Below are 24,141 nucleotides of genomic sequence, written 5' to 3' on the forward strand. Positions count from 1 at the left end.
CGCGCGGTCCCGATGCGGTCACGGTCGGGACTCGCCGCAATGAGACAGTGGGGGCATGCGCGAAGCGGACACAGGGACGGGAACGGGACAGGCGCCCAGGGCGGTCGTCATCGGCGGAGGCATCGCGGGGCTCGCCGCGGCTCACCGATTGCTCGGCACCGGCGCGCACGTCACCGTGCTGGAGGCCTCGGGGCGGCTCGGCGGCAAGCTGCGCGCCGGCGAGATCGCCGGCGTACGGGTCGACCTCGGCGCCGAGTCGATGCTGGCCCGGCGCCCCGAAGCCGTGGCTCTCGCCCGCGAGGTGGGGCTCGCCGACCGGCTGCAGCCGCCGAGTACGGCCACGGCCTCGCTCTGGACCCGGGGCGCGCTGCGCCCGATGCCCAAGGGCCATGTGATGGGCGTCCCCGGCACCGCCGCCGCACTCTCCGGAGTCCTGTCCGACGAGGGCCTGGCCCGCATCGAACGGGACCGCGACCTGCCGGCCACCGAGTTCGGCGACGACGTCGCGGTCGGCGCGTACGTGGCCGAGCGGCTCGGCCGCGAGGTCGTCGACCGGCTCGTGGAGCCGCTGCTCGGCGGGGTGTACGCGGGCGACGCGTACCGCATCTCGATGCGCAGCGCCGTTCCCCAGCTCTTCGAGGCGGCCCGCGCGCACCGCTCGCTGACCGAGGCCGTCCGCGCCATCCAGGAGCGCGCGGCGCAGAGCCGGCAGACGGGCCCGGTCTTCATGGGCATCGAGGGCGGCATCGGGACGCTTCCGCTCGCCGTCGCCGACTCGATCCGCGCGCGCGGCGGCGAGATCCTCCTCGACAGCCCCGCGCACGAGCTGCGCCGCACCCCCGACGGCTGGCAGGTCAGGGCCGACGACCGGATCATCGAGGCCGACGCCGTCGTCCTCGCCGTGCCCGCGCAGAAGGCGGCCTGGCTCCTCGACACCGAGTCGCCGGCCGCCGCCGCCGAGCTGCGTGCCGTCGAGTACGCCTCGATGGCCCTGATCACCCTTGCGTTCCGGCGCGGCGAGGCGAACCTGCCCGAGGGCTCCGGCTTCCTCGTGCCGCCCGTCGACGGCCACACCATCAAGGCGTCCACGTTCGCCTCGCACAAGTGGGGCTGGATCGCGGCCGAGGACCCGGACCTGGTCGTCGTACGCACCTCCGTCGGCCGCCACCGGGACGAGAAGGACCTCGCGCGGGACGACGACGGGCTCGTCGCCGTCTCCCGCCACGACCTGCGCGAGGCCACCGGCCTGACCGCCGAGCCCGTCGCCACGCGGGTCACGCGCTGGCACGAGGGCCTGCCCCAGTACCCCGTCGGCCACCACGCGCGCGTGGCCCGCATCCGTGGCCACGTCGCCAAGGTCCCGGGCCTCGCCGTGTGCGGAGCGGCGTACGACGGGGTCGGCATCCCCGCCTGCATCGCGAGCGCCTACGCCGCGGTCGACCAGCTCGGCGGCGATCTGACCGGCCTGGACGAACTGACCGCCCACCCGGTGCAGAGTCTGCACGGCGGCGCGGGAGAATAGATCCATGAGTGACGACGCCCCCGCCAAGATCCCGAACGCCGGCAAGATGGCCAAGGACCTCAACGAGGTCATCCGCTACACCCTGTGGTCCGTCTTCAAGCTCCGAGACGTCCTCCCCGAGGACCGCACGGGCTACGCGGACGAGGTCCAGGAGCTCTTCGACCAGCTCTCCGCCAAGGACGTGACGATCCGCGGCACGTACGACCTGTCGGGCCTGCGCGCCGACGCCGACCTCATGATCTGGTGGCACGCGGAGACCGCCGACCAGCTCCAGGAGGCGTACAACCTCTTCCGCCGCACGAAGCTCGGCCGCGCCCTGGAGCCGGTCTGGTCGAACATGGCGCTGCACCGCCCCGCCGAGTTCAACCGCTCGCACATCCCGGCGTTCCTCGCCGACGAGACGGCCCGCGACTACGTGAGCGTCTACCCCTTCGTGCGCTCCTACGACTGGTACCTGCTGCCCGACGTGGACCGCCGCCGCATGCTCGCGGACCACGGCAAGATGGCCCGTGGCTACCCGGACGTGCGCGCCAACACGGTCGCCTCGTTCTCGCTGGGCGACTACGAGTGGATCCTCGCCTTCGAGGCCGACGAGCTGCACCGCATCGTCGACCTGATGCGTCACCTGCGTGCCTCCGAGGCCCGGATGCACGTCCGCGAGGAGGTCCCGTTCTACACGGGCCGCCGCAAGAGCGTCGCCGAACTGGTCGCGGGTCTCGCCTAGTTCGCCGCGCGGTTCTTCGCGCGAAGGGGCCGGCCGGTCGTCGTGACCGGGCGGCCCCTTCGCGTACGCGCCGCTGTCAGTTCGCGGCGAGCGGGGTCGGCTCGGGGTGCGGGGCGCAGCTCGCGGCGCCGGTCACCGGCACCCGCCCCTCCATCAGGTAGGCGTCGAGGTGGCCGTTGACGCACTTGTTGGGGCCGGCGGCGATGCCGTGGGTGCCCGCGCCCCGCTCGGTGACCAGGACCGAACCCTGAAGTCTGCGCCACAGCTCCCGTGCGCCCTCGTAGGGGGTGGCTGCGTCCCGCTCGGCGGCCAGGATCAGCGTCGGGGGCAGCGCGCCGGGCGCGGTCCGCACGTCGACGGGGCGCTGACGCGGGGCGGGCCAGTACGCGCAGGGCAGGTTCATCCAGGCGTTGTCCCACGTCTCGAACGGGGCGCGCCGCGCGAGCCGCGTGTTGTCGCGGTCCCAGACGCGGAAGTCGGTGGGCCAGGCCGCGTCGTTGCACTCGACGGCCGTGTAGACGGCGGCGGCGTTCTCGTTCTCCGCGGCCGCCGCCTTCTGCGGCGCGGCCTGCTCGGTGAGCGGCTCGGGATCACCCTTCAGATACGCGGACAGCGCGGTCGCCCGCAACGCCCAGTAGTCGTCGTAGTACCCGACCTGCAGGAACGCGGTCTGGAGCTGGCCAGGGCCGACGGTGCCGCCCGCCGGCTTGCTCGCGAGCCGCGCCCGCACCTTCTCGTAGCTCTGCTGCACGTCGTCCGCGGTCGCGCCCAGGTGGTACGTCCTGTCGTGCTTGGCCACCCAGCGGCGGAAGTCCGCCCAGCGCCGCTCGAACGCCACCGACTGCGCGAGGTTGTTCGTGTACCAGATCCGCGTCGGGTCGGGGTTCACCGCCGAGTCGAAGACCATGCGGCGCACATGCGTGGGGAAGAGCGTCGCGTACACGGCCCCGTAGTAGGTGCCGTACGACGACCCCATGAAGTTCAGCCTCGGCTCACCGAGTGCGGCGCGCAGCACGTCCAGGTCGCGGGCGTTGTCGAGCGTCGTGTAGTGCCGCAGCGCGTCCCCGGCGTTCTTCGCGCACCCCTGCGCGTACGCCTTGGCCTCGGCGATCCGCTCCAGCTTGTACGAGGCGGAGGGGTGCGTCGGCGCCTGGGTCGGGGCATGCCCGAACCGCTTCGGGTCCTCGCAGGACAGCGGGGCGGACCGGCCGACGCCGCGCGGGGCGTAGCCGACGAGGTCGTACGCGGAGGCGATGCGCTTCCACTCCGGCATCAGGCCGACGAGCGGAAAGTACATGCCGGACGCGCCGGGGCCGCCGGGGTTGAAGACGAGCGCTCCCTGCCGGGCCACCGGTCTGCCGCCCTCCGGGGCCGTCCGGCCGGTGGCCTTCACACGGCTGACGGTCAGCCTGATCTGCTTGCCGTCGGGGTGCGCGTAGTCGAGGGGGACGGAGACCGTGCCGCACTTGATGTGGTTCGGGAGGCCCTCCGCCTTCGCGCACGGGCCGAAGCTGATCCCGGTGGCCGCTGCGCGGGCGGCGGCGACGGCGGTGCCGCGCAGGGCCGCGGAGTCGGGCGGCTGCGCGGTGTCGGCCCGGCCCGGGGCGGCGACGAGGGCGGTGAGGACCAGGGAACCGGCGGCGGCGTAGAAGGAGGAGGCGTAGCGGGAGGGGGTGTGGCGGGAGGGGGCTGCTCTCACAAAGGGGATACTTCGTGCGGCAGTTGGCGAAGTAAAGCACCGGCCTGCCGGTGTCGGCTCAATGACCCCGTTGCGCCGTCCCGAACGCCGAGCGCAGGGCTGCGTCGGGGACCGCGCGGACGCCGTGCACCGCGACCGCGGTGAGCAGTCCCGCCTCCCCGGTCGCGCGCACGGCCCTAGGTAGCGCGCCGATCAGCCGCTGCCCGGTGGGGGACGCCCAGCGGGTGTACGGATGCACCTCGAAGCGGGCGATCGCCAGACAGGCCAGCGTGAGGGCGAGCGGCAGCACGAACCACGCGGCGATCAGCACCCCGTCACCCGGCGCCTGACCGGGCATCAGGAGCGCCACGCCGGCCAGCGTGACGACCGCGAGAGCCGCGGCCCGCACCTGGCGGACGGCGCCCGCGACCCCGCTCCGCGCACCGTCGGGAACGGCGAGGCCCGCCGCGACGAGCCGGTCGGCGAGCGCCCGTACCGCGTCCGCCGCCGCCGTCGCCCGGCGGACCGCCCCTATCCGGGACTGCCCGTCCGGCCCGATGGCGCCGATCACCGACCGCTCGATGTCGTCACCGCCGACCGGATCGACCACGGTCGCCCAGCCGGTGTGCGCGAGCAGCAGCCGCCGGCTGCGCGCCATCGAGACGAGGGTCAGGTCGGCCACCCGGTACGGGCCGCCCGACAGGAACGCGGCCTCGTACAGCGTCAGCTCGTGCGTGCCGCCGCCGGCCGGCTCGCTCTCCGCGGCGTGCACCGCGGCGAGGCAGAGGCGCGCGCAGGAGAGGAAGGCCGCGGCGCAGGCCATGAGCAGGAACAGGAGCCAGAACATGGGGTTTATCTATGTCACGTGTTCGGGTGGCCGCCACGGCAATTCCATGATGTGGACAGAGCGTTGTCGGTATGTGACGTTCCGTTTCGTTTCGCTTCGTGGCTCCGTGCGGGCCGTCACGCTGGTGTCAGAGCTGGCGTCAGTGTCGGCGTCATGACGGCCGGAGTGCCGGGCGTCGCCGGCGCAGGGCGGACCGTGCCGCGTGCGCGAGGCGGGCCGCGGGGCGGGCGGCCGGCGGGGTCGGTCCCGACCGCTCGCGCCACCACCGCTCCAGCTCCCGCCGCGCCACCGCGTCGAGGGAGTCGCCCGCGTCCAGGGACTCGCCCGCGTCGAGCAGGTGCTCCGCGAAGTCGAGGGCGTCCCGGCGGTAGCCGCCCGTCATGGGGCGCGACCGCGCGTACGACAGGAACGCGGGGCGGTACGCGGCCGCGCCGAGGATCACCGGAAGCTCGGGCGCCACCTTCGCCACGACGTCCGCCCGCTTGGCACACAGCGCCCGGCCCTGGACCTTCAGGCGCGCGTGGTCGAAGCCCTCCGGCGCGGGTGTCCCCGCGACGAGGGCGGACAGGAGGGAGGCCTGAGCGAGGGCGAGCCGCTGGCGGGCGGGGGCGGTTTCGTGAGGGGAGGCGTCGGTGTCCTGGGAGGCCGGGGCCGGGGCCGGAGAGAGCCGTACGGGAGCACGCCCGTCGGCGGGAGCTGTCGTCAACGTCCCCCGGATCTCGGCGAGTTCACGCTCCAGCTCCTCGGGTGCCGGGAAGTTCTCGTCGCGTTCCAGGAGGACCCCGGGCGGCGAGACCCGGGACGCCAGGTCGGCGAGGATGTCGAGGACGGGGCGCGGCACGGGGTGCGCGTGGCTGTCGTGCCACACACCGTCGCGCTCGAATCCGCCCGCCACATGGACGTAGGCGATGGCCTCGACCGGCAGTTCGGTGAGCGCCTTCGCCGGGTCCTCGCCGCGGTTGACGTGGTTCGTGTGCAGGTTCGCCACGTCGATCAGGAGGCGGACGCCGGTGCGCTCCACCAGCTCGTAGAGGAACTGGCCCTCCGTCATCTCCTCGCCGGGCCAGGAGAACAGGGCCGCGATGTTCTCCACGGCGAGGGGGACGGGCAGGGCGTCCTGGGCGATGCGGATGTTCTCGCAGAGCACGTCGAGGGCGTCGCGGGTGCGCGGGACCGGCAGCAGATGGCCGGCCTCAAGGGGCTGCGACGCGGTCAGCGCACCACCCGCCCGTACGAACGCGATGTGCTCGGTGACGAGCGGGGAGCCGAGCGCCTCGGCGCGGGCCGCGAGGTCGGCGAGCCTGCCCCCGTCGGGCCGGTCGGCGCCGCCGAGGCCGAGCGAGACGCCGTGCGGCACGACGGTGACGCCGCGCTCGCGCAGCCGAAGGAGGGAGTCGGGGACGTGCCCGGGGCAGACGTTCTCGGCGACGGCCTCGACCCACTCGACGCCCGGCATCGCCTCCACGGCCTCCGCGATCTCCGGCCGCCAGCCGATGCCCGTACCCAGACGCTCGATCCGCTGCATGGTTCCCCTCCTCCACCCGGCCCGTGTGCCGTGCGATGACCGTGTCATGGCCCCGCCGGGCCGCTCCGAACCCGGGAGGGGGGACGTTCAGAGCTTCATTTGAGGTTCCGCCGGGGGTCGGCGCGCGGGGCCGGTGCGCGGAGCCGGCGCGCGGGACCGGGGGCTCGCGCCGCGGTCCCACCCCGGTGGAACCGGCCACGGCGCTCTTGGCGCGTCTGCGTAAAGCCGCAAGGCCGGGGAGGCCATGTGTACGGGCACGGAGCCGCAACGCCGCCGGAATTGTGAGGTACGTCAGCACATGGGCTCCCCTGTGCTGCACCATCCGCTGTGTGGAAGTCGTGAACTACCTGTCCCGACACGTGCACATCGTGTGTAGGTCGAGCAGGCCCCACTTCATCGAACCGACTTTCGGGCTGGCGTAAACATGCCTTGCTCCCACAACGCCCAACTACCCACAGTGGACGGGCACTTGAGCATCAGGAGTCACAAGCACGCGTGCTTGGCCCGGGCGGCCGTCCGTCCGGGGCATCGACGGGGGAAACTGATACCGGTGTGCGGACCGGCGCGGCACGACGCGTCCGGAGACCGCCGCGCGCCGCCTTTTGCCACACCTCTCCCTCTGCTGTCTCTTGGTGCCTTCACCCGGTGCCTGAGCAGGGATAGGAGGGGGAATGCCGACGAATGCAGTGAGCGCCGCCAAGCCGACATATCCCGGCGTGTACGTCGAAGAGCTTCCCAGCAGTGCCCGCACCATCTCGACCGTCACCACCTCGGTGACCGCGTTCGTGGGTCACACCCGGCGCGGACCGCTGAACCAGCCGGTGCGGGTCACCAGCTTCACCGAGTTCGAGCGCCGCTTCGGCGGCCTCACCTCGCAGAGTGCCGTCGGCTACGCGGTGCACCAGTTCTTCGGCAACGGCGGCACGGTCGCCGTGATCGTCCGCGTCACCAAGGCGGGCAGCGGCAAGGCCGCCTGCGTCACCCTGGAGTCCACCGAGGGCCACAGCGAGAGCGCGGTCCTCGAAGTGCACGCCAAGGAGCCCGGCCACTGGGGCGACGGTCTGCGCGTCGCCGTCGACTACGACACCGCGTGCCCGGACGACGAGTTCAACCTGAGCGTGTACGACGCCCGCGGCGGCGCCCGCGAGGCCTTCACCGGCCTGTCCATGGACGCCTCCCACGGCCGCTACGCCCCGACCGTCGTCAACGCGGGCTCCCGGCTGATCCGCGTAGACGTCGTCGGCGAGGGCCGCCCCGACCCGTCGGGCACCGTTTCCAAGCCGTTCGGGCACGAACTCCCCGATCTGGCCGTCGACTTGAAGGTCAAGATCGGCGAGGTCGAGCGCGAGTTCACGCTGTACGACCCCGACAGCGACGGCGAGGCCCCGTGCAACGTGGCCGAGCTCGCCCTGCTCCTCGAACGCAAGCTCCGGGCCCTGCCAGACGCCCCCGGCAAGCACGCCTTCGCGGGCGTCGAGGTCACCGCCTTCGGCCGGCGCGTCCAGGTCGTGGCGGGTTCCACCGATCCCGAGGACGTGGTCCGCTTCGTCGGCGAGTGCGCCAACGACCTGGGCCTCGAAGGCTCCGTCAACCCGCCGGTGTTCCCGCTCGAAGGCGGCGAGGACGGCGACCCGCCCGGGCCGCGCGACCTCATCGGCTCCGAGGCCGACAAGACCGGCATCCAGTCCCTGCGCGGCGAGGACGACGTCAACCTCCTCGTCCTGCCCGAGCTGGCCGCGTACGAGAACGTCGACGACGCGGTCACCGTGGTCTCGGCGGCCCAGCGACTGTGCCAGGAACGGCGGATCTTCCTCCTCGTCGACGCCCCGAACTCCTGGGGCAGCGTGGACGCGGCACGCGCGGGCCTCGCGGCCTTCGAGCCGGTGCGCGGCAACCACGCGGGCCTGTACTTCCCGCAGCTGCAGCTCACCGACCCGCTCACCGGCCGCCTCCGCTCCTTCCCGCCGTCGGGCGCCGTCGCGGGCGTCTTCGCCCGTACGGACGCCGAGCGCGGAGTGTGGAAGGCGCCCGCCGGCACCGAGGCCCGCCTCGCCGGTGTGCACTCCCTCGCGGTCAACCTCACCGACCGCGAGAACGGCCTGCTCAACCCGCTGGGCGTGAACTGCCTGCGGACCTTCCCGATGGTCGGCCCGACCGTCTGGGGCGCCCGCACGCTGGAGGGCTCCGACGCCCTCGACAGCGAATGGAAGTACGTGCCGGTGCGCAGGCTCGCCCTGTACGTCGAGGAGAGCCTGCAACGCGGCCTGCAGTGGGTCGTGTTCGAGCCCAACGACGAGAACCTGTGGCAGCAGATCCGCCTCAGCGCCTCCTCGTACCTGCACAACCTCTTCCGCCAGGGCGCCTTCAAGGGCGGCACTCCGCGCGAGGCGTACTTCGTCAAGTGCGACCACGACACCACGACGGACGAGGACATCGCGAACGGCGTCGTGAACGTCCTGGTCGGCATCGCGCCGGTCAAGCCCGCCGAGTTCGTGATCGTCAAGATCCAGCAGACGTCCGGGCAGTTCGAGCTCTAGGCACCCGAAGGACCCGACAAACCGCTGTGAGCGTGAAGGAATCCGATGGCTGAGTTCACTGTCAACGCCCATCGCTTCGACCCGTACAAGAACTTCAAGTTCCTGGTCCTGTGGGACGGTCGTACGGTCGCGGGCATCAGCAAGATCAGTCCGCTGAAGCGGACCACCGAGGTCGTCAAGCACCGGCACGGCGGCGACCCGAGCTCCCCGCGCAAGTCGCCGGGCCGCTCCGAGTTCGAGGGCGTCACCCTGGAGCGGGGGGTCACCCACGACCCCGAGTTCGACCGCTGGGCCAACAAGGTCTGGCAGGTCGGGGCCGGACTCGGCTCCGAGGTGTCCCTCGCGGACTTCCGCAAGGACATCGTGGTCCAGGTCCTCAACGAGGCCGGCCAGGTCGCCGTCTCGCACAAGCTGTACCGGGCCTGGCCCAGCGAGTACCAGGTCCTCGGCGAGCTGGACGCCAACGCCAACGCGGTGGCGATACAGAGCCTCAAGCTCGAGTGCGAGGGCTGGGAACGCGACTACGAGGTGCCGGAGCCGGAGGAGCCGTCTTTCCTCAACCCGGCGTGATCCGGGGTGAGTTGAACGGTCTCCATCGCCCTGGGCGAGTTGCACCACCGGCTTGAAGCCGGAACATCGGCTGAATTCCACCGCGCGGGCGGCGGCAGGGGAACGGAACAGGGGCGGGGGCAGGTATGACGGTCACCCAGGCCGGCGACCTCCTGGCGACATGGGAGGCGGGGATCGGGCGCGACGGCCCCGGCCGTGCCCTGCTCCTGCACCGCGCCGCCCGTCCCGAACTCGCCGGCGACAGCGAGGCGTTGCTCGCTCTGCCGGTCGGCGCCGGCGAGGCCGATCTGTTCGCGCTGCGCCGGACCCTGTTCGGCGAGCGCATGCAGGTCAGGGTCGACTGCACCGCATGCGGCGCGGACATGGAATTCGACCTGGACGCAGGGGAGTTCGCTCGTTCCCTGCGACCGCCGGACCAGCCGGTGGTGCGGCTCACCGAGGGCGGCTTGGACATCGCGTTCCGGGTGCCGACCGTGGCCGATCTCTCGGCGGCGGCCCGGCACCCGGACGCGGCACTCTCGGCCGACGGGGCTCGGCGGGCGCTGCTCGACCGGTGTGTCGTCTCGGCGGAACGCGACGGGGACGCCGTCTCCGTCGACGCACTGCCGCCCTCCGTACAGCGGAAGATCGCGGAGGCCGCCGAGGCCGTCGACCCGGCCGCCGACGTGACGCTCAGCATCAACTGCCCCGAGTGCGAGGCGGCCACCCGCGCCGAACTCGACATCGCCTCCTACCTGTGGACGGAGCTGGACGCCTGGGCACGCGACGTCCTGCTCGACGTCCATCTGCTCGCCACCGCCTACGGCTGGACCGAGCCGGACATCCTGGCGCTCAGCCCGCTGCGGCGCCGCTACTACCTGGAGCTGTGTGCGGATGCCTGAGCCGTTCGGCCCGCCGGGGGGCGCGTCCCCGGACTCCTCCTCTTCCTCCTCTTCCTCCTCGGATTCCCGCTCTCCCGACTACTTCGACCGGCTGCTCGCCCGGCATGCGCAGGGCGCCGGGCCGAGTGCCGGGGTGGCACGGGTGCGGCCGAGGCTCGCCGGCCCCTTCGAGCGGGTGGAGGCGGTGCGCGGGGGCGGGCATCAGGAGGCCGACGAGGTTGGGGCGCTGTGGCCTTCTTCGCAACAACAAGCCGTGAGGGGTGGGGAGTTGATGGCTGCGACGCGTGAGGTCAGGTTCCACTCGGAACGTGAGCGCACCCTCGTACGTACGGAATCGACCCCTGCCCCCGAGCCGCTCACCCCACGCGCTGCGTCTCCAGCCCTCCGGCCGGACGTGCCCCTGCTGCGGCCCGCCGCCGCACCCGTGCCGCGCGCTCTCCCCGAGACCTCACGCCGTGCCACCGCACGGGAGCGCACCACCGCGCTTCCGTCCCCGCGCGCGGCCTCCGCGCCCGTCCCCCCGGGTGCGGAGGCCGCAGCCGCCGTCGTGCCCGCCCCCCTTCGGCCCAGCGCCGTGGACACGGCGGCGGCACGGGACGCGGTACGGCAGACAGCGGGGCGCCGCGGTGCACGCGGCGCCGAGCAGGTGGTGCAGGTGCAGATCGGGCGGCTCGAAGTGACCGCAGCGGGGGCTTCGTCCGGGGGCGGTGGTCGCGGGCAGCGGCAGGCCCCGGGGCGGCAGGGCGCGACGGTCAGTTTGCAGGACTACCTGGCGCGGGGGCGCGAGTGAACGACGTACGCCGTGGACGACGTATCGGACGAGGCATCGAGGGACTGAGGAACTGACGTCATGAGCAACGCACTTGCACTCGCCCACGTCACCCAGGCCCTGGCCCTGCTGATCGAGGCCAACCTGCAGCCGGAGATCGGCATGGCCGTCAAGGTCGAGCCGCGCAAGCCGCCGGCCGACCCGCCGTCCGACCCCACCATCACCGTGTTCCTGTACCAGGTCACGCCCAACACCTCGCAGCGCAACAACGACCTGCCGACCAGGGCCTCCGACGGCAGGGTCGTCAAGCGCCCGGCCGCCGCCCTCGACCTGCACTTCGTGATCAGCGCGTACGGCGAGGAGAACGAGCTGGTCGGGCAGCGCCTCATCGGCTCCGTGGTGCGCACGCTGCACGAGATCCCCATCCTGCCCAAGGACATCATCGAACAGGCCGGTGAAAAGCCTTACTTGGCGGGCAGCGACCTGGCGGAGGCGGTCCAGAAGATCCGGTTCACGCCGACCGCGATGGACGTCGACGAGACGTCGAAGCTGTGGGGGATGCTGTACCAGACGCCGTACTCGCTGTCCGTGGTGTACCAGGCGGCGCTCGTGTTCATCGAGGGCCGCGAGACGCCGGTCCCGGCCAAGCCGGTGGAGCGGCAGACGGTGACGGTGCTGCCGTTCGGGGCGCCGGGGGCACCGGAGCGGCCGGGGGCGGTGTCCGACGGGAGTGCGTCTACGGGGGCGGGTGCGGTCTCTGCCGGGGATGCGTCGACGGGCTCGGGCCCGGCCGCCGACGGGGCGGACGCGCCGGTGAAGGGCGACGCCTCGGCGAGGGGCGCTGGTAAGGCGGTGGCGAAGACCGCCGCTGCCGCGAAGGCCCCGGTCAAGTCGGCGGCTGCCAAGGCCCCGGCCCGTGCCCGCAAGACCTCGGCGCGTGGCGCCGCCAAGAGCGCGGAGTCGGCCACGCCGCGGAAGCCGGCCCAGGACACGGGCGCGGAGAGCTGAGGGAGCGTGCGGACACGGGGGCGAGGTGACGACATGGCGGCGGACCGGGCAGAGGGACGGGGCCGTGACCTGCCGTTGACGGCGGAGATCCAGCGCGTACTGGCGCGGGTGGACGCGCACGCAGCGCGGGTGGCGGACACCGCACCGGCTCAACCAGCCGGAGAACAGAGCGACTTGGGGGCGGGCGAGGACACTACCGCGACCGGCCACGTACCGGAGACGACGCCGGCCACCGCCGCCCCGCTCACCGCCCTGTCCTCCTGCTTCGGCCTGACCGCCTTCGAGCGCGACCTCATCCTCCTCACCGCCGCCTACGAACTGGACCCCACGACCGCCGCCCGCTGCGCGGCCGCGAGCGGTGACCCCGAGCGTGCCTACCCCACCTTCTCCCTCGCCCTGGCCGCGCTCGGCGAGCCGCACTGGAGCGCGCTCACCCCGGTCGCCCCGCTGCGCCGCTGGCGCCTCGTCGAGCTGGACGACGAGTCACGGCTGACCATGTCGCGGCTCCGGCTCGACGAGCGCATCCTGCACTTCCTGCTCGGCTCGCCCTATCTGGACTCCCGGCTGCACGGCCAGTTGCGCCGCACCCCGGTCGCCGACGGCCTGCCGCCCTCGTACGACCTGGCCGCGAACCGCGTCACCGCGGGCTGGACGGCGGGCGCGCGCCCGGACGCCCCGCTCCTCGTCGAGCTGGTCGGCGGCGATCTGCGCAGCCGCGCCGACATAGCCGCCGCCGCGGCCGCCCGCGCCGGTCTCGGGATCTACGCGATGAACGCCGAGGACATCCCCACCGATCCCGCCGCCCGCGACGCCCTCGCCCGGCTCTGGCAGCGCGAGGCGATCCTGCTGCCGGCCGCGCTGCTCGTAGAGGTCGACGAACTGGACCGGGACCAGCGGGCGGCGACGGAGGCGTTCCTTGCCGGAGCCGCCGTTCCCGTCGTGGTCTCCAGCGCGGACCCACGGCCGACGGAGCGGGCGCGCGGCGAACGAGTGAGCGTGCCGAACCTGGATGACGAGGAACAACTCGGCTTGTGGTCCGGTGAGTTCGAAGGGGTCGTCGACATCGCAGAGAGCGAACTGCGCTCGCTGGTGGCGCAGTTCCAGCTGCCGCCTCATGTCGTACGTTCCGCAGCTGCCGCCGTACGCCGGGACCTGCCCGCCGAAGACGTGCTCGACGGGGCGCAGCTCGCCTGGCGGGCGGGCCTGGGCGAGGCCCGCGTCGGCATGGACGAGCTGGGGCGGCGTATCGAGCCCGAGGCGGGCTGGGACGACCTGGTCCTTCACGAGCGGCAGACCAGCGTGCTGCGCGAGATCGTCGCGCACGTGCGGCAGCGGGCAACTGTCCACCAGGAGTGGGGATTCGCCCAAACGCTCCGTCGCGGCCTCGGCGTCACGGCGCTCTTCGCGGGAGGCTCCGGCACCGGCAAGACCCTGGCCGCCGAGGTCATGGCCAAGGAGCTCGGCCTCGACCTCTTCATCATCGACCTCTCCCAGGTCGTCAGTAAGTACATCGGCGAGACGGAGAAGAACCTCCGCAAGGTCTTCGACGCCGCCGAACGCGGCGGCGCGCTGCTCCTCTTCGACGAGGCCGACGCCCTGTTCGGCAAGCGCAGCGAGGTCAAGGACAGCCACGACCGGTACGCGAACCTCGAGGTCAGCTACCTCCTCATGCGCATGGAGGCGTACCGGGGCCTCGCCATCCTCACCACCAACATGAAGAAGGCCCTCGACACCGCCTTCATGCGCCGCATCCGCTTCGTCGTCGACTTCCCCTTCCCGGCCGAGCACGAGCGCGCCGAGATCTGGCGCCGGGTGCTTCCCGCGCAGACCCCGGTCAAGGGAATCGAGCCGGACCTGCTCGCCCAACTCACTGTCGCCGGCGGCTCGATCCGCAACATCGCACTCTCCGGTGCCTTCCTCGCCGCCGAGGAGGGCGACCGCCTCCAGATGCGCCACATGCTCGCGGCGGCCCGCACCGAATACCTCAAGCTGGAACGCTCCTTGACGCCGACGGAGGTCCGCGGATGGGTGTGAAACGTGAGAACCCTGCACCTCGTGAGATCCGTATCGACGTCGGCGAACTCGTCCTCGACGGGTTCCGCGTCGACCCCGACCGGGTCTCGGCGTCCTTCGAGCACGAACTGACCCGTCTCGTACGCGAACACGGTGTCCCGCTGGCCGCGGACGGGTCCCTGACCCTCGACGCGCTCTCCGGCCTCCCCTCGATGCCCGCGGACCTCTCCGCCCGCCGCCTCGGCCAGGAACTGGCCCGCGCGGTGCACGCCGGTCTCTCCGGCCACGGGGAGGTGACCCGATGAGCGGCTCCCAGACCCAGGACGCCCGCAGCGACCAGTCCGCCGAACAGCGCCGCAAGAAGCGCAAGGAGCGGGCCGCGAAGAACCGCGCGCCCGAGCCGAAGGACATCGTCAGCGGCGCGGGCCAGCCCCTCGACGTCGGCGTGCGCAGGGAGCTGGAGGAACAGCTCGGCCACGACTTCAGCCGCGTACGCCTGCACACGGACCGCGACGCGGGCGCCCTCACCGACCTGCTCGGCGCGGACGCGGTGGCGGTCGGCCAGGACATCTTCTTCCGCGAGGGCGCCTTCCGCCCGGGCACGACCGACGGCCAACGCCTCCTTGCCCACGAGCTGTTGCACACCGTCCAGAACCCGGAGGGGCTCGGCGCGCTGCGCGCCGGCCGCGACCTGGGCGCGGTAAGCCTGCCGCAGCAGGCCGCCGAGCGGGAGGCGGAGGCGGGGGCGCAGGAACTCGTACGCTCTGAGGAATCGGCGCCGGAGAAGACCCCGGAGATTGAGGCGGGGCAGGCCACCCCTGGCTGGATGCGGTACGCGACGGTCGACGCGGACCGGAATCGCATCGAGCAGATCGACCCGGCGACTCTCGTCGACCGGTTGGCCAACCAGGTGGTGCGCTCGCTGCGCGGCGACCCGGAGGACCTGTCGAAGCGCACCCGGATGCAACTCGCCCGGATGCCCGAGGACTTGCGGGACGGCGTCCTGGTCCGGCTGGAGAACCGGCTGCTCAGTCCGGAGCACGACCGCGTCCTCGACCTCGTCGACGACATCGAGTACGTCGATGAGCTGGAGCAGAGTTCGCTCGACGTGCCGGGCGTGGAGTCCGACTCGGCGGCGGACCTGCACGTCGAGCGGGAGAACGAGCGGCGGCAGGCCGAGGAGGAGCAGGGCGAGGAGGAGCTGCCCGAGGTGGCGCCGGGTCCGGAGAAGGACCGGACCGAGCAGGAGTGGGTGCCCGGCAGCACTCCGGAGAACGGGGGCAGCCGGGAGGACGGAACCACCCCACAGGGCAAGCAGCCGAAGCGGAAGCCCGGTGCGGGCGCCAAGGGATCCAATGCCCAGGGTGGAACCGGGAGTTCGGGGGCCGAGGCGGACTCTGGCGTACCGGGTGCTGCTGCTCGGCAGGATGCGTCGTCAGGCCAGAGCGAGGCCTCGGGCGGGAAGTCCGAGGGCGGTCAGGGCGGTCAGGCCGGTCAGCAGGGTGGCGGTGAGAAGAAGGAAGCGGGCGGCGCCGACGGTAAGGACGGCAAGGACGGGCACGGCCAGCAGGGCGCCGCGGCTGCGAGCAAGGAGGAGTCCGCTGCCAAGAACCGTCCCGGCGCGGCCGACGCGCTGACGGCCGGCAAGCAGGTCAAGCCGGAGGACAAGGGCGGCAAGGACAAGCCCACCGGCTCGCCCATGGCGTCCGGCAAGGACACCGAGCTGTCCGGCGCGGTCAGCAGGCTCGACGGCGTACGCAGTCAGGACCTGGACGGCGAGGAGGAGCAGGCCGACGAGGACCCGTTCGGTGCGGGTAGTGAGTCGGAGGTCGAGGTCGGGGGCGGTGAGCCGAGCGCCTGGGACACCAAGCTGCGGCCGGAGGACTTCCTGCCGGAGCAGGACCTCGATGTGTCCGGCGTGCCGACCGCGGACAGGTCGGAGCCCGGCTCCGGCGACGCCGCGCTGCCGTCGTTCCCGGCACCTCCGCCCACCAAGGCCGAAAAGGTGCAGGCCGAGCGGGACGCCGAGGACGCCGAGGATGCGGCGGACGCGGATCTGCCGGAGCCCGAGCTCGACGCGGACGCTGATGGGCCGGGGGACTCAGCCGACGCGGACGAAACAGGCGCCTCCGGTGGCGAGTTGGGGGCCGTCGATGTGGAGCGGGCTGCTGCCGCTCCGGCGGGCGCGGGCGCGGCGACGAAGGACCCGAAGAGCGGGGACGACCCGAAGGCTGGTCCGGTCGCCGCGCAGACGACCGTGCAGGAGGCGCCGGGCAAGACTGCCGGCGGCGAGACCACGGAGGCCCCCGCGAAGGAGGCCGCCGCCAAGGAGGAGAAGGGCGCCCCGGCGGCGGGGGACAAGGGCGGGGGTGCGGCGGAGAAGGGGTCTCAGCAGGCCGCGGGGAGCAAGACGGCGGCGTCGGAACCCGGGGCGAAGTCATCAGGGTCCTCCGGGCCGGCGTCCAGCACAGGGGCTGCGAGCGGCGGGGCTTCGGCCACTGCTGGTACTGGGCCTGGCGCTGCCGGCAAGACTGAGGCCGCCCCCGAGCCCAAGGCTGCCTCCGGTGGTGGGCCCGGTGCGGGAAGCAGCCCGCAGCACGAGGCCCCGGCGGCGAAGGCGCACACGCCCGCCGCGGCGGAGCCCGTAAAAACCCCGGAGGCGCCCGCGCCGGTCTCCGCACCCGAGCCTGCCTCCGAACCCGAGCAGGCGCCCGCGCCGAAGGCGGCGGGCCGCAAGCAGGGTGCCGAGCCGAAGGCCACGCGAGCTGGGGGCGGAGGCGGCGGCAGCGCTGCCAAGGCGGCCCCCGGCCGGGGCAAGAAGGACACCGCAGCGGCCCCCAACCTCGCCACCGTGTCTCCCGAAGCGGGCCTTTCGACGGCCTCAAAGCTCAAGCCGCACAAGGCACTTCAGGCCATGTCGGGTGTCGGCAGTGCGACGGACCGCACGGTCGGTGACGAACACAAGGCCCTCGCCGCCGCCCCGCCCCAGATGCAGCGTCCGGCCGGTGCCCCGCAGACCCTGGAGGGCAAGCCGAAGGCCGGCGCCCCGGCCACATACTCGCAGGATCCGGCGCAGAAGTCCGAGGCGCCGAAGGACGAGAAGGCCGAGGTCAAGGGCGCCAAGGAGCCCGAGGGGCAGATCGAGGCGGAGAAGGCGGAGGAGCCCGGCGGCTGGGACACCTTCAAGATGGCCCTGGGCTTCGGTGTCGGCAAGCTCCTGAGCTGGGTCGGCTTCAAGGTGGACGCGCAGGAACTGGCCGCCAAGTTCGCCGGGCTGCCCACGAAGGACGAGGCGCTGAAGAAGGCCCAGGCGGGCAACGCGCCGGGCGTACAGATGCAGGGCGCCGCCGAGGATACTGCCGGTGAGCAGGGCACCAGTGTCGACGCCAAGGGCGAGGAGACCGTCGCCACGGGCCGGGACGACGCGGGCCGCCCGATGGGCGAGAACCAGGTCTACCCCGACGCTCCCAAGGAGCAGATGAAGGGGCAGGTCCCCGGCGCCGCCGGCGGCAAGGGCGGGATCCCCGCGGGCGGTGCGTCGACCGGGGCGGTACCGCCGGAAGCGGCCTCGGAGGTCGCCGAGCACGACCGCGGTCCGCAGTTCCAACGGGCCTTCACCGACGGCCAGAAGGGCATGTCGGACAGCCGGCAGACCAAGGACAAAGACTCCCGCGAGTCGCAGGCGAAGCACAAGGTGAAGGTCGACGCCGAGATCGCGACCAACACCAAGAGCCAGGCGGACGAGCGCGGAAAGGCGATGACCGAGGTCACCGCGCACCGTGAGGACTGGCGCACCGAGCAGGACGGCGAACTCAAGAAGCTCGGTACGAAGAAGACGGACCGGCACGAGAAGGTCCGCAAGGACGTCAAGGACAAGGAAGAGAAGACAGACAAGGACGTCACCAAGGAAAAGGACGACGGCGACAAGAAGATCAAGGACGAGAACACCAAGGCGGAGAAGGACGCCGAGAAGAAGCGCGACAACAGCGTCAAGGACTCGGGAAACTGGGTCAGCAAGGCCTTCAACTGGCTCAAAGAAAAAGTCATCGAGATCAAGAACGCGATCGTCCGCGTCATCAAGGACGCGCGGGACGCTGTCGTCGGCTTCATCAAGAACTTCAAGGAGACGGTGGAGCGCTGGATCAACGAGGCGCGCAAGTTCATCGTCGACACGATCAAGCAACTGATCGACGACTTGATCGAGTTCGCCAAGGCGATGGTCCGGGCCGTCATCGAGATCGCCAACCGCATCCGGAAGTTGATAACTTCCCTCATCGAGGCGGCGATCGCCCTCGTCAACCGTCTCGCGGCGATGCTCAAGAAGGCCATATCCGATCTCCTGAACGCCATCGCCAAGCTGCTCAGCGACATCCTGAACATCCTGAAGAAGATGCTCATGGACGTCATCAAAGCAGTCGTCGACGCGGTCAAGCAGGTCCTCGACTACGCCTCCAAACTCCTCAACGCGCTGGGCGAGTTCATGCTCATCGCGGTCGACTTCCTCTCCGACCCCGGCGGCTGGCTGAGCGGGGCGAAGAACTCTGCGGTGGACGGTGCGAAGAACCACCTCTTCCGCGAGGTCGTATCGGCCGTCAAGGCGTGGTTCCAGTCGAAGATCGAGGAGATCATCGGCGTTCCGAAGGCGATCATCGAGAAGCTCATCAAGGGCGGCTTCAGCCTGGAGAAGATCGTCAAGGAGACGTGGGACGCGGTCGTCCCGATGCTCCCCCTGATCATCGGCGAGATCGTCATCACGAAGGTCATCGCCAAGCTGATCCCGGGCGCGGGCTGGGCCATGGCGGTCATCGACGCGATCCGTACGGCGATCGGCGCGCTCGGCGCGATCCTGCAGGCGATCGGCGCGGTCATCTCCTGGCTCAAGGTCGTCCGCCAGGGCGGCGCGGGCATCCTCTTCGCGAAGGCGGTGGCGGCCGGCGTCGTCGTGCTCCTGGAACTGGCGTACCAGGCCCTGATGGACGGCATCGGCAAGTACGTCGCCAAGGTCGGCAAGCGCCTCAAGGGCGTCGCGGCGCGCCTCGGTAAGAAGTTCAAGCCCGGCAAGGGTGACGGGAAGCGGCCGGCGGGCGGCGCGGACGACAAGGGCGCGGGGAAGGGCGACGGCAAGGGGGCGCCGAACTCGGAACCCGCCTCGTCGTCTGCACCGAAGCCGGATACGAAGTCCGCCCAGGGCAAGCCCGGCGCAGAGGGCTCGGGCAAGTCCGCCGGCCCCGACGGCAAGAAGCCCACGGGCAAGGCCGACGAAAAGGGAGCTCCCGGCAAGCAGGACACGAGCCCGACGCCGGCGGCCAAGCCGAAGCCCAAGCCGGAACCCCCGGCGAAGCCGAAGCCGGAAGCGGACGCGAAGGCCAAGCCGAAGCCGAAGGAAGAGGCGCCGAGCAAGCCGAAGGACGACGCACCGGGCAAGCCGAAGGACAGCAAGGAAGGTCCGGGCAAGCCGAAGGAACCGGAGGCGAACAAGCCGAAGGGCGACGGTAAGGACGCTCCCGGCAAGCCCCACCAGAAGGGCGACAAGGACGGCCCCGGCACCAAGAAGCCCGGGAAGGACAAGCCCGAGAAGGACGGCCACGGCAAGCCGAAGGACGACGCGCCGGGCAAGAAGCCCCAGCACGACAAGGATGAGCCGGGCAAGAAGCCGAAGCACGACAAGGACGAGCCGGGCGGACGAAAGCCGAAGCCCGACCGTAAGGGCCCGGGCAAGACCAAGCCCAAGCACGAGAAGAGTGGTCCTGGCCGGCCCAAGACCAAGCATGACAAGGACAGGAAGAAGAAGGACGAGGACTCGAAGGAATCGAAGGACGAGCGGCTGCGGAAGATCGTGGCGCGCATTCATCCCAAGTTGAAACGGCTGCTGGACAAGGGCCTGCCCGCACCGGTACTGAACACGACGCTCGCAGCTATGCGTGTGTGGAATCGGCTCACGAGCCTAGCTGCCGCGGGCGAAAAGGACTTCAGTGTTGTCGCGACACTCAATCCGACAGCCATTGCGGCGAAGGGGGAGTTTGAGGTGTTCCCCCACGGTGTCGAGGACAAGGTGACGCTTGAGTTGCGTAACCGGATCAAGGCTGAAGTGACGGGAACCCATACGCTGGAAGCGATAGTTGAAAAGGTTGAAGCTATCGGAGACAGCGTGCTGAGAGGTGGGCAGGATAATAGTGGTGGTGGAGGCCAGGGGAACAGCCGAGTCGCGCACTCGACGGGTTCGAGCGGCGGGCAAGGAGGTGGTAGGACGGGAAGGGGGAAGCTTGAATGGAACCCGGAGATCGGGCAGTTGAGGAAGAAGGACGCGTGGATAGAAAGGGCTCCGAACAGTGTAGTTCTGAAATATGACAACCCGCGCAACATAAAGGGAGAGCCGGAGAAGACCGCCATTGGTCAGTTCAGGCGCAGGCTGCGGGAAGAAGACATGACGGTCGTTCAAACGAAGGGGGTGCAGCCTGCGTACAGGGATGCCGGTGGCAGGGAGTACGTCAAGAGCGAGTCCGGAAGCTTCGTGCCTCGTGAGGTCGAGCGTAATCTCGCCTCGCGGGACAAGCGGCCCGATCGCGACGGGCTGAGTGCTGAAATGCCTGACCTGCCGGCCACTCCCGCACAGGTGAAGGATCACGTACTCGGCGCACAGTCGGAGCGCGGCGGAAAGAAGAAAAAGAAGCAGCCAGTGAAACGGGTGACCCCCTTCTTCTCGACCTCGAAGCTGCCGGTCAAGGACTTGAGGAACCCTCAAGGAGAGGCGCTCGGTGGCGAGTTCGGATCGGTCAGGATCGATCTCGCCTTTGTCTCGCCAAGTCAGATATTCGACCTTACGAATGCGGCGGACCAGGAGCGTTGGGGGCTTGCGGGGCTTAACAAGGGTGAGAGGCAGGGGTTGCAGGATGTCGTGCGAACTCAGGAGATCTTGATTCATGGGAGCATCCCGAAGGGGGCCATCTTGGAATTGAGGGATCCAGCGTGAGTGAAGTGAAATTTGATTCGCACTACTGGGCTGAATACACCACCCAGGATCGCCGTCTTGACGAGGTCCGTGCCCGGCTTGCCTCCGGGGCTGTTGGAGTCGACGGATTCCTGGCTCTGCTGCGGAGCGACTCGGTCGTCGCCGTGGGGGTCGCGCTTGATCACTACCGGCATGAGCAGTCGCTGACCCGTTTCGGTGGGTCCAATCCGTACGAGGAATTTGAGGAGACGGTCCTGGAAGTCGCCCGCCGATCGCTGACCATGCCGCCCTATCCGCCAGAGGATTTCGAGGGAGGCGACATGGGGCTGAACCATGCCAGTGCCTTGCGTGTCCTGGGGGACCTGGGGGATTCCAGTGACGCGAGCGCTATCTCTGCGATGCTGCGCACCGGCGAGTCCTCTGAGGTGTTCAGCGCTGCTCTCTGGGCGGCCCGTGCCGCATTGCTTGATTCGGACGAAGCGGACCCACCAGACGCCGAACTGGTCCGTGATATCGAGGGAGTCGTCTTCGATGAAGACAGGGGGATGAAGGATCGGGTTGACGCGCTCATGGCCTTCAACCACGTCCAGGACAGATCAGTGGGAGAGATTCTGGCCAGGGTCGCTCGTTTGCCGCACCCGGAACTGGAGGTCGAGGCGCTCGCCCTCCTCATCGGCTACTACCTGGACACTCACCTGGCAACGGTCGAAGAGGTCATCGATTCATGGAAACCCGAGGATGTCGACGGAGTCAGGCAGCAAATTGTTCGAGGTTTCGATGCCGCGAAGAGAAGGCGGGCTATGGGCCAGTAGAAGAGCCACGGACCCGTAGTTCATCTGGCCTGATCATGAACGGAGTGCAAATATGACCCGCTACACCGACATCCCCAAGCCCATCCGCTCCGGAATAGTCCTCATAGACCCCGAACGCGGCACCCCCCAACGCATCATCGTGCTCCAGTTCAACCCCGACACCCTCGAACGCAGCCTCTCGCCCCAAACAGCGGGTGCCGGAGGCGACTCCGGCGGTGGCGGCAGCGGGAACGGGGACCGTAACGAGGCCCTCCGACTGAAAGGGCCCGCCCAGGAGCAGTGGAAGTTCACCGCCGAGATTGACGCCACCGATCAGCTTGAGATCGCCGCGCCCGTCGGGATTCATCCCCAACTCGCCACCCTGGAAATGCTCGTGCAGCCCACCACCGCCCAGCTTCGCGAAGCAAGTCGGCTGGCGAAGAACGGGACCATCGAGATCAGTCCGATCGAGATGCCGCTCACCCTCTTCACGTGGGGCAGCAAGCGCGTCATGCCCGTGCGGCTCACCGAACTGTCCATCAACGAGTCCGCGTTCGACGTGAACCTGAACCCCATCCGGGCCTCCCTCAGCATCGGCCTCAAGGTCCTCAGCGTCAGTGATCTGCCGGCCGACCACCTCGGCGCCGACCTCTACATGGCGCACCTCGCGCAGAAGGAGCAGCTCGCCAGGGGCGGGCTGCGCGGGGGCTTGGGCGCGCTCGGCCTCAATGGAGTGCTGAGCCGATGACGACGTGCGGAAACATCGAGCGGGAGAGGGTGAGTCATCGCCATGGCTGACATCGAGCCGTACGAGAACGCCATGGATGCCATACCGGGCGCGCATCCCTACCCGAGGTCCAGTCGGTATCACGACGCCGAGATCGGGATCCACCGGCAGGCGGACGGGACCGAAGTCCGTTACACCAAGCGGCGGTTGCTGCCCCCGCTCCCCGACGAGGGCGATGACAACACCCAAACGCACACCGTCAGCACCAGCGAGCGGCCCGATCTCCTCGGGCAGCGGTACTTCGGTGACCCGGGGCAGTGGTGGCAGATCGCCGATGCCAATCCGGTGCTCGATCCCCGGGAGTTGACCGACGAAGCCGGCAGCGTCATCGACATCCCGCGTGCCGGCGGCTTCCCGCAGGGGAACCGGCGTGTCTGAGCAATCCGTGGGGAAAGGCCCCATCCACATCACGCTCCACATGGGGCCGCAGCTCGCCAAGCCCGTCCCGCAAGAGGTCACCGAGGCGCTGCTGTCCGCGCAGATCACCGCGACGGCGGGGGAGCGGAGCGGGTTCCAGCTCGCCTTCGATCTCACGAAGAACGGGATGATCAGCCGCGCCCTGCTCCCCGAGGGCTTCTTCGACCCGAAGACCCGCGTCATCGTCACCGTCAGCGTCAAAGGCACCCCCGAGGTGCTGCTCGACGGGCTGATCGTGCGTCAGGAAGTCGGCTCCAGTAATCAGCCGGGGCACTCCACCCTCACCATCACCGGCGAGGACCTCACCCTCCTCATGGACCTGGAGGAGCGCACCGACCGCTACCCCAACCTCCCGCCCTCCGAGCGCGTCCTCGCCATCCTGCGCCGCTACTCCGAGTACGGCATCCGCCCGGATGTGTACCGCGAGCAGATCCACCAGCCCCCCAACCAGAACCTGCGCGTGCACTACCAGACGAGTACCGATCTGCAGTACGTGAATGAGCTCGCCCGTGCCAATGGGTTCACCTTCTATCTGGAGCCCGGGCCCAACCCCGGCCAGTCCTCCGCCCGTTGGGGGCCCGAGGTCCGCCTCGGTATCCGTCAGCACGCCCTCAACGTCAACATGGACGCCAACTCCACCGTCGACCAGCTGACGTTCGCGTACGACGGCACCGCGCGCCAGGAACCGCAGGCCCGCTGGCAGGACCCCGCCAACCGGCACTCCACCCTCCTGCCGCAGCCGCCGATCACCCCGCTGCGGCCCCCGCTCGGCAAGCGGCCCACGCCCGCGCTCAAGCGCAAGACCCTGTCCGGCACCGCCAAGCAGCAGCGCGCGCAGGCCGAGGCCGAACTCCTCGCGCAGGCCGCCACATCGGCCGATGTCATCTCAGGGTCCGGCTCGCTCGACGTCAACCGGCACGGGTATCTGCTGCAGCCCCGCCAGCTCGTCGGCGTGCGCGGGTCCGGGCGGGCCTACGACGGCGACTACTACGTCAAGTCCGTCACCCACAACCTGCGGCCCGGCTCCTTCCAGCAGAACTTCACCCTCTCCAGGGAGGGGCTGGAGGCGCAGCACGACACGGTCCGGCCCTGACCCACCCCACGCGAGCAATACCGCACACAC

Annotated in this window: 17 protein-coding genes; 14 read left to right on the forward strand and 3 right to left on the reverse strand. The window is 70.6% G+C overall.

The features are described from left to right. The first annotated feature begins 55 nt into the window (after window positions 1–55). Window positions 56–1,522, forward strand: a complete 1,467-nt coding sequence (gene hemG / locus EOT10_RS01020; protein WP_127826087.1) for a protoporphyrinogen oxidase — start codon at window positions 56–58, stop codon at window positions 1,520–1,522. Between the two features lie 4 nt (window positions 1,523–1,526). Continuing rightward, window positions 1,527–2,246 carry a hydrogen peroxide-dependent heme synthase gene (gene hemQ, locus EOT10_RS01025; RefSeq protein WP_127826088.1) on the forward strand — a complete coding sequence of 240 codons (720 nt, stop codon included), beginning with the start codon at window positions 1,527–1,529 and terminating at the stop codon, window positions 2,244–2,246. Window positions 2,247–2,322: 76 nt separating this feature from the next. Here the strand turns inward: hemQ and EOT10_RS01030 are convergent, their stop codons facing one another. The 3 genes from EOT10_RS01030 to EOT10_RS01040 all read right to left on the reverse strand — a co-directional run bounded on the left by EOT10_RS01030 (window position 2,323) and on the right by EOT10_RS01040 (window position 6,287). Continuing rightward, on the reverse strand, window positions 2,323–3,945 hold the full coding sequence (locus EOT10_RS01030) for an alpha/beta hydrolase (RefSeq protein WP_127826089.1): 1,623 nt from the start codon (window positions 3,943–3,945) through the stop codon (window positions 2,323–2,325). Between the two features lie 58 nt (window positions 3,946–4,003). Continuing rightward, window positions 4,004–4,771 carry a TIGR04222 domain-containing membrane protein gene (locus EOT10_RS01035; RefSeq protein ID WP_127826090.1) on the reverse strand — a complete coding sequence of 256 codons (768 nt, stop codon included), beginning with the start codon at window positions 4,769–4,771 and terminating at the stop codon, window positions 4,004–4,006. Window positions 4,772–4,922: 151 nt separating this feature from the next. Next, on the reverse strand, window positions 4,923–6,287 hold the full coding sequence (locus EOT10_RS01040; RefSeq protein ID WP_127826695.1) for an MbnB/TglH/ChrH family RiPP precursor modification enzyme: 1,365 nt from the start codon (window positions 6,285–6,287) through the stop codon (window positions 4,923–4,925). A 680-nt stretch (window positions 6,288–6,967) separates the two neighbouring features. On the opposite strand from EOT10_RS01040, the gene EOT10_RS01045 reads away from it, so the two are divergent. The 12 genes from EOT10_RS01045 (at window position 6,968) to EOT10_RS01100 (ending at window position 24,111) form a co-directional block, all read left to right on the forward strand. Beyond that, window positions 6,968–8,833 (forward strand): phage tail sheath family protein, encoded by a 1,866-nt coding sequence (locus EOT10_RS01045; protein WP_127826091.1) that lies wholly within the window; start codon window positions 6,968–6,970, stop codon window positions 8,831–8,833. A gap of 45 nt (window positions 8,834–8,878) precedes the next feature. Continuing rightward, window positions 8,879–9,403 carry a phage tail protein gene (locus EOT10_RS01050; RefSeq protein ID WP_127826092.1) on the forward strand — a complete coding sequence of 175 codons (525 nt, stop codon included), beginning with the start codon at window positions 8,879–8,881 and terminating at the stop codon, window positions 9,401–9,403. Between the two features lie 125 nt (window positions 9,404–9,528). After that, window positions 9,529–10,284, forward strand: a complete 756-nt coding sequence (locus EOT10_RS01055; RefSeq protein ID WP_127826093.1) for a T4 family baseplate hub assembly chaperone — start codon at window positions 9,529–9,531, stop codon at window positions 10,282–10,284. 271 nt (window positions 10,285–10,555) lie between these two features. Next, entirely contained in the window at window positions 10,556–11,074 is a 519-nt protein-coding gene (locus tag EOT10_RS01060; protein WP_223280691.1) for a hypothetical protein, read from the forward strand. A 60-nt stretch (window positions 11,075–11,134) separates the two neighbouring features. Further along, window positions 11,135–12,061 (forward strand): Pvc16 family protein, encoded by a 927-nt coding sequence (locus EOT10_RS01065; protein WP_127826094.1) that lies wholly within the window; start codon window positions 11,135–11,137, stop codon window positions 12,059–12,061. 33 nt (window positions 12,062–12,094) lie between these two features. Beyond that, window positions 12,095–14,095 (forward strand): ATP-binding protein, encoded by a 2,001-nt coding sequence (locus EOT10_RS01070; protein ID WP_127826095.1) that lies wholly within the window; start codon window positions 12,095–12,097, stop codon window positions 14,093–14,095. Further along, the gene (locus tag EOT10_RS01075) at window positions 14,086–14,379 is read left to right on the forward strand and encodes a hypothetical protein (RefSeq protein WP_127826096.1); all 294 of its coding nucleotides are present in this window, start codon (window positions 14,086–14,088) and stop codon (window positions 14,377–14,379) included. Before EOT10_RS01070 ends, EOT10_RS01075 begins: the two co-directional genes overlap by 10 nt. After that, the gene (locus EOT10_RS01080) at window positions 14,376–21,044 is read left to right on the forward strand and encodes an eCIS core domain-containing protein (protein ID WP_127826097.1); all 6,669 of its coding nucleotides are present in this window, start codon (window positions 14,376–14,378) and stop codon (window positions 21,042–21,044) included. The genes EOT10_RS01075 and EOT10_RS01080 overlap by 4 nt, the downstream gene beginning before the upstream one ends. After that, window positions 21,041–21,835: a hypothetical protein gene (locus EOT10_RS01085; RefSeq protein WP_127826098.1), complete on the forward strand. Its 795-nt coding sequence runs from the start codon at window positions 21,041–21,043 to the stop codon at window positions 21,833–21,835. Before EOT10_RS01080 ends, EOT10_RS01085 begins: the two co-directional genes overlap by 4 nt. 52 nt (window positions 21,836–21,887) lie before the next feature. Then, window positions 21,888–22,562, forward strand: a complete 675-nt coding sequence (locus tag EOT10_RS01090; protein WP_127826099.1) for a hypothetical protein — start codon at window positions 21,888–21,890, stop codon at window positions 22,560–22,562. Between the two features lie 42 nt (window positions 22,563–22,604). Continuing rightward, window positions 22,605–22,979 (forward strand): LysM peptidoglycan-binding domain-containing protein, encoded by a 375-nt coding sequence (locus EOT10_RS01095; RefSeq protein WP_127826100.1) that lies wholly within the window; start codon window positions 22,605–22,607, stop codon window positions 22,977–22,979. Beyond that, window positions 22,972–24,111 carry a hypothetical protein gene (locus tag EOT10_RS01100; RefSeq protein WP_127826101.1) on the forward strand — a complete coding sequence of 380 codons (1,140 nt, stop codon included), beginning with the start codon at window positions 22,972–22,974 and terminating at the stop codon, window positions 24,109–24,111. Before EOT10_RS01095 ends, EOT10_RS01100 begins: the two co-directional genes overlap by 8 nt. The last annotated feature ends 30 nt before the right edge of the window (window positions 24,112–24,141 follow it).

The sequence above is a fragment of the Streptomyces antnestii genome, from assembly GCF_004005495.1.
In the GTDB taxonomy this organism is placed as follows: Bacteria; Actinomycetota; Actinomycetes; order Streptomycetales; family Streptomycetaceae; genus Streptomyces; species Streptomyces antnestii.